The organism is Bellilinea sp. (assembly GCF_034432615.1).
Classification (GTDB): domain Bacteria; phylum Chloroflexota; class Anaerolineae; order Anaerolineales; family Anaerolineaceae; genus Bellilinea.
Window position 1 is genome coordinate 1 of record NZ_DAOUBL010000011.1, and the last position, 5,984, is coordinate 5,984.

7 protein-coding genes are annotated in these 5,984 nt (G+C 58.8%); 4 read left to right on the forward strand and 3 right to left on the reverse strand.

The window, feature by feature from the left end:
* A partial coding sequence (locus tag VAE48_RS00655) for a hypothetical protein (RefSeq protein WP_322791380.1) occupies window positions 1-630 on the forward strand: 630 nt, incomplete at its 5' end.
* 8 nt (window positions 631-638) lie between these two features.
* On the opposite strand, the gene VAE48_RS00660 is transcribed toward VAE48_RS00655, so the two are convergent.
* Complete coding sequence (locus VAE48_RS00660; protein ID WP_322791381.1) at window positions 639-1,640, reverse strand: M50 family metallopeptidase; 1,002 nt, start codon at window positions 1,638-1,640, stop codon at window positions 639-641.
* A 104-nt stretch (window positions 1,641-1,744) separates the two neighbouring features.
* Here VAE48_RS00660 and VAE48_RS00665 point away from each other — a divergent pair, with 104 nt between their 5' ends.
* Together VAE48_RS00665 and VAE48_RS00670 are read left to right on the forward strand one after the other, a co-directional pair.
* Window positions 1,745-2,191, forward strand: a complete 447-nt coding sequence (locus VAE48_RS00665) for a cytidine/deoxycytidylate deaminase family protein (protein WP_322791382.1) — start codon at window positions 1,745-1,747, stop codon at window positions 2,189-2,191.
* A 13-nt stretch (window positions 2,192-2,204) separates the two neighbouring features.
* Complete coding sequence (locus VAE48_RS00670) at window positions 2,205-3,659, forward strand: NAD(P)/FAD-dependent oxidoreductase (protein ID WP_322791383.1); 1,455 nt, start codon at window positions 2,205-2,207, stop codon at window positions 3,657-3,659.
* A gap of 18 nt (window positions 3,660-3,677) precedes the next feature.
* Here the strand turns inward: VAE48_RS00670 and VAE48_RS00675 are convergent, their stop codons facing one another.
* Both VAE48_RS00675 and VAE48_RS00680 read right to left on the reverse strand, forming a co-directional pair.
* A complete protein-coding gene (locus tag VAE48_RS00675) occupies window positions 3,678-4,715 on the reverse strand; it encodes a DUF5667 domain-containing protein (protein ID WP_322791384.1) in 1,038 nt (345 codons plus the stop codon).
* A complete protein-coding gene (locus VAE48_RS00680; protein WP_322791385.1) occupies window positions 4,712-5,263 on the reverse strand; it encodes a sigma-70 family RNA polymerase sigma factor in 552 nt (183 codons plus the stop codon). Before VAE48_RS00680 ends, VAE48_RS00675 begins: the two co-directional genes overlap by 4 nt.
* Before the next feature lie 108 nt (window positions 5,264-5,371).
* On the opposite strand from VAE48_RS00680, the gene VAE48_RS00685 reads away from it, so the two are divergent.
* Window positions 5,372-5,984 (forward strand): acyl-[acyl-carrier-protein] thioesterase (locus VAE48_RS00685; RefSeq protein ID WP_322791386.1); only part of this gene is annotated, 613 nt, incomplete at its 3' end.

The window sequence follows — 5,984 nt, forward strand, 5'->3', positions numbered from 1 at the left end:
CCCGGTTTTCCGTTCGGCAGCGCTCATTTTTCACCGGATGGTCTGCTGCTGGTGATTGCCTCCAACGAGGAATGGGCTGCCACTCTCTATGACGCTCACACCCTTGAATTTCGCAAGAAAATCACCGGTTTTCAAACCGCAGCGCCGGTCTATGATGTACGCATTGCTGAAAACATTCTGGATCTGGTCTGGTCTGCCCGCGCGCGCATTCAACTGCAGAATATTCCCAGCGAAACCCTCTACCCTTCCTTAGACCACGAGGATTTTGTTACCGCCTTTGCCCGCTCGCGGGCGGACACCTTGCTGGTCAGCGCTGCCGGGGGGACAATGGACGGGGAATTCACCCCAGTGCTCTTCGTCTGGGATGCCGTGCTCGGGCAGGAACTCCTCCGCCTGCGGCAGGATGCCATGCCGCAAAGCCTTGAATTTTCATGGGATGACCGTCTGCTGGCGGTAGGAGTTGGCAGCCGTGTAGATATTTACACCACCAGCGATATGAACATCCTCGAAACCCTGTCCGGTCATCAGGAAAGTGTCGTCAGCGCCCGTTTTTCTCCAGATGGACGCTGGCTGGCATCCCTCGACTCAACCGGCCTGCTGCTGCTCTGGCAGATCAACACGCTGCCATAAACCGGCTTTCACCGACCGCGCAGGTAGACGCTGATTCCACCCCTTGCCCGGCGTGCGTTCAACAGAACGCGGTACTCGCCCGGCGGCAAGTCCTGCGTGTACTCCACCCGCCCCCGCTCAGATGTGAAATCCTCACCGTGCAGCAAGGTATCTTCATAACCATTATCCCCCACCAGCCGCACCTCTAAAAACTCACTCCTGACATCTTGCAGCTCCAGCAAAATGCCGCCGCTGCCCAGCCAGCGGGTAAATACGGCAATCACTTCATCCTGACCATGATTCGCTGAAAGATCCACCCGCCGCACAAACTGATACCCTGCCGGGACGGGCGCCACCGTCCGATTGACCCCGCCGCCAACGGCATTGATCAGCACCGTCAAACCCAACACCAACCCGGCGCTGACCAGCAGGGTCAGATACGTTCGGCGGTTTTGCTGCCAGCCAAACGCCCCCCCATCCTGATTGCCCAAGATCAACTCGCGCAGCGCAGCCAGATTGCTGATGCGCGCCCGCGCCAGCCGGTACAGCCCAAAAATCAGCACCGCAAAGAAAGCCGCCACCCAGTTTGGATTAAGGCCGCTGTACTGCAGGAATCGCGCGGCATCGTCACTGACCGGCCCGCCACCGCTGGCAACAATCAGCGGGATGACCACCCACGGAATCAACGAGCCCAGCACCCCGGCGGAAGTAATCAATTTCAGCGTTTCCAGCAGCGGACTTGCCCGCCGCGGCGCAAGCAGCAAAAACGAAAGCCATACCAGCAAGGGCAGCCCCATGCCTGCCAGGCTATTCAAGACCTCCCCGCTGCGGTTGAGCTCAGCGCTGGTGCGGACATGTGCCCCCAAATTGAAAAAGTTGATATCAAACACATGCACACTCCCGCCCGAAAGCCACGCCACCAGCGCATGGCCGCCCTCATGCAGAAAGGTGTACATCAACAGTACCCATAAAAACAAACCGAGCGTCAGTAGAACAGAAAGAGAACCGTAGGATTTGGTGTTTGTGTTCATGAAGTGAATTATACCCGCTCAAAACCCGCCCTCACCTCACACTTGCCCGAACTTCACCCCCTTTGGCGTTTGACAGCCCTCTCCTTCTTTTCTACAATAAGGCTATGCGGCGGCCTTCATGGGATTCCTACTTCATGAAAATTGCCGAAGATGTTGCCCTGCGCAGCACCTGCGACCGTGCCCAGGTCGGCGCGGTGCTGGTGCGTGAAAAGCACATCATTGCCACCGGTTACAACGGCTCACCGGCCGGGCTGGACCACTGCGACGATGTCGGCCACCTGATTGTGGACGGACATTGTGTACGCACCGTTCATGCCGAAGTCAACGCCATCATCCAGGCAGCCGTTTTTGGGCTGGCAACCCGCGATGCAGTCTGTTATGTCACCCACTTCCCCTGTCTGAATTGCACCAAAATGCTGATCAATGCGCGCATCTCACGGTTGGTTTACCGCGAACCCTACCGGATTGACCCCATCGCTCTCCAGTTTCTGGAGCAGGCGGGCATTCAGGTGATTCACTGGCAAACAGAAGCTCCGGCACCGCCAGATTGACCCCCTCCTCGCCATGACCAGATTCCCACCGCACAAAGCCTTGGATGCCGTGATCGTCGGCAGCGGACCCAACGGCCTGGCAGCCGCCGTCCATCTGGCGCAAAATGGGCTGAAAGTGCTGGTGCTTGAAGCCGCCGCTGAAATGGGCGGCGGTTTGCGCAGCGCCCAACTGACCCTGCCCGGTTTTATCCATGACCCCTGCGCCACCGTTCACGCCCTGGCGGTCAATTCGCCCTTCCAATCCACACTGCCGCTCAGCGACTACGGTCTGCGCTGGCTTTACGCGCCTTATTCGGTTGCCCATCCGCTGGATGACGGCCGCGCTGTAACGGTCAGCCGCTCCATCGAAGAAACGGCTGCCGAGCTGGGCAGTGATGCAGCTGCCTACCACCGATTGATTTTCCCGCTGGCGCGCTCCGCCCGCCAGATCCTGACCGATTTTTTAGGCCCGCTGCCGCTGCCGCCGCGCCACTGGGGGGCGGCGCTTCGCTTTGCCCCGCTGGCATTGCTGCCGGCCGAGCGCCTGGCAAAGCTGGCTTTCCGTACGCCGCCAGCACGCGCCCTGTTCGGCGGAATGGCCGCCCATGCCATTTTACCGCTGCATTTTGCCGGAACGGCCGCCTTCGGTTTGGTGCTCCACATGCTTGCCCATACCAGCGGCTTCCCCCTGGCCGAAGGCGGCTCAGCCCAACTTGCCCATGCGCTGAGTGAACACCTGCGCCACCTGGGAGGAGAAATCCGCACCGGCTGGCAGGTGAACGCGCTGGACGAGCTGCCCCCCGCCCGTCTCACCCTGCTCGACCTGACCCCGCGCGAAGTATTGCGCATAAGCGGAGGACGCCTGCCGGATCATTACCGCCGGTCATTGAGCCGTTACCGCTACGGGCCGGGCGTGTTCAAAGTGGACTGGGCGCTGGACGCGCCCATCCCATGGAAAGCCGAAAACGTCCGCCGTGCGTTGACCGTTCACCTCGGCGGCACACTGGAAGAAATCTGTCAGGCAGAACGCGCCGTGTGGCAAGGCAAAAATCCCGCCACCCCTTTCGTCATCCTCGTTCAACCCACCCTGTTTGACCCGCGCCGCGCACCGACCGGCAAACATATCGCCTGGGCATATTGCCACGTCCCTCATGCCAGCCCACAGGATTACCTGACCGCCATCGAAGACCAGATTGAACGGTTTGCGCCCGGTTTCCGCCAGCGCATCCTCGCGCGGCATACCTTCTCAGCCTTACAAATGCAAGCCTATAACCCCAATTATGTGGGGGGCGATATCAACAGCGGCGCCCAAACGCTGACCCAACTGTTCACCCGCCCGGTTTTCAGCCTCAACCCGTACCGCACCCCTCTTCGGGGTGTCTTTCTGTGCAGCGCTTCTACCCCGCCCGGCGGCGGAGTACACGGCATGGCTGGCTATCACGCCGCGCGGGCGGCGCTGAAAGAACTCGCCGCCCGCACAAGAGGGTGAATATAACTGTATTCACAATCAGGGTTTTTTGCCGCCGCCCTGCTCACCCGGTCCACCCGGAGAACCGTAACCGCTGCCGGGTGTAGGGGTTTCATTCGTCCACGGATTGCCGCCCTGCCCGCTGCCGTAGCCGCTGCCCGGTGTGGGGGTGTCATCCGTCCACGGGTTGCCGCCCTGTCCGCTGCCGTAGCCGCTGCCGGGTGTAGGAGTATCATCCGTCCACGGGTTGCCGCTGCCGGCTCCGCCGGGCCCATAGCCGCTGCCGGGTGTGGGGGTGTCATCCGTCCACGGGTTGCCGCTGCCCGGCTGGGCTGGTGGAACATCCTGTTGGGGCAGCCCTTGCTGCAGCCGCTGGCGGAATTGGTGTGGCTCTTGTAAACCGTTCTCCACCCATTGCAACCGCTGTTGAATCATGCTGCGCGTTTGCACCAGCACCGCCTGATTGGCAGGCAACTGGCTCAGTTGTTCTTCCTGCAGGCGCAGCCGTTGACGGATTTGTTCCAAAGCCTGCAAAGCTTGCTCATCCGGCAGGTTTTGTGCAAACCGAAAGGCCTGTTCCAGTTGCGCCTCATAGCGGGTTTGCAGGGCTTCATCTGGCTGCTTCCCGGCCTCAATCATTGCCCGAATTTCAGTAATCCGCCGTTCCGCAAACTGCAGAGCCACCTGCCAGCCGCTTTCGGGCTGGTTGGTGAAACTCAGGCGGGCATCCTCGCTCCACAGTTTCAGTCCGTAGAGAGGCTGATCGGGCAGGCTGGATTGAGCTGCAGCCACGGTTGCCCCTCCCCCGCCAAACACCAGTGAAAGTACCAGTACCAAAGCAAGAATTGGATTAACCATCAGAGACCGCTCCTTTCGTTTCCAAAAGATCAAGGGCATCCACATCCCTTTTGTTATAGGACGCCGTTTTGGTGATTGAGATACGGTCTCTGCCAGTTGTTGAGCTGTTTGCAGGTAAGCAGCCCGGGTTTGAGCCGCCCGCTGCGGGTCACGCGGTGGTGTATTTTGAAGCGGCTGCAGGCGAGCCTTTAATTCATCATCCCATCTTTCGTCTTTCATCGGTTTTCCTTCTCCTTCCCATCCGGGTTTAACCAACGCCGCAGCGAAGCCACAGCCCGGTGCTGCAAAGCTTTCACTGCTCCAACCGGCTTTTCCAGCGCCGCCGCCACCTGTTCGTTTTCCCAGCCTTCAAAATAGCGCAACAGAATCACCTGCCGCTGATCTGGAGTGAGGGCTTGCAGCGCCATCCGCAGACGTTGTTTTTCCTGTTCGGTGTTAAAGGCATCATCCGCAGCATCATCCCCGTGACTGCCGAGGTTTTCTTCCAGTTCCACCAGCCGGGGTTGGCGGCGGAACAGGTCTGTGATCCAGTTATGCGCCACCCGGTACAGATAGGCTTGCAGATGATCGCGTGGACCGCCGCCGTTACGCAATGCCTGCAGGAAGCGCGAAAAGGTTTCCGCAACACATTCCTCCGCCAGATCGGCATCCCCCAACAGCCGCACCGCGTAGGAATACAACCGGTCGCTATAACGGTCATAAATCGCCGCCAGACATTCCAGATCAAAGCGGCGCGCGCCTTCCAGCAGGTGGTTTTCTTCATCCATCACTCTTAAAAGTATGACGCCAAAAAGCCAAAGCGGTTACGGGTTAAGCCCAATTTCTGAAGTACAATATCCCAATCATTCATGGATACCTTTTTAAGCAGGTCTGAGATGTCAAACCCATCCACCCTTCCTCAACCCATCTGGTGCGAACAATTTCACGTCCGTGTCTTTGAAACCGATCTGAATAACCGCTGGAAACCGGCTGCCTTCTTTCAAGCCATGGAAGAAGCAGCCGCCAACCACGCCCGCAATCTGGGATACGATTACCCCGACATGATGGCAAAGCATATGATCTGGGTGCTTTCACGCATCAAAATTCAGTTCGAGCACTTTCCCACCATCCCCAATCGAATTGTTCTGCAGACCTTTCCGCGCGGTATTCAGCAAAAAATCTTCTTCACCCGCGACTTTTTGTTCACCACGCCAGCCGGTGAACGACTGGCAACGGCAACTTCTGCATGGCTGCTGATTGACCCGCACAAGCGGCGGATGTTACTGCCCAATAATCTGCCTGGCAGTCTGCCGCTTAACGAGGGCTTGAGAACCTTGAACGAAAATCTGGAAAAAATTGCCTTGCCCGCTGAAATGTCCCCCGTTCTGATCCGCCAGGCTGCCTACAGCGACCTTGACCTGATGAATCACGTCAACAATGCCCGTTATGTCGAATGGATTTGCGACTGCTTTCCCCCCGAACATTACCGCCGTTACCAGCCGGCCTACC

Coding starts and splice junctions, on each gene's coding strand:
- VAE48_RS00665 (WP_322791382.1), top strand. CDS start 1,745: ATGCGGCGGCCTTCATGGGATTCCTACTTCATGAAAATTGCCGAAGAT.
- VAE48_RS00680 (WP_322791385.1), bottom strand. CDS start 5,263: ATGGATGAAGAAAACCACCTGCTGGAAGGCGCGCGCCGCTTTGATCTG.
- VAE48_RS00670 (WP_322791383.1), top strand. CDS start 2,205: ATGACCAGATTCCCACCGCACAAAGCCTTGGATGCCGTGATCGTCGGC.
- VAE48_RS00675 (WP_322791384.1), bottom strand. CDS start 4,715: ATGAAAGACGAAAGATGGGATGATGAATTAAAGGCTCGCCTGCAGCCG.
- VAE48_RS00660 (WP_322791381.1), bottom strand. CDS start 1,640: ATGAACACAAACACCAAATCCTACGGTTCTCTTTCTGTTCTACTGACG.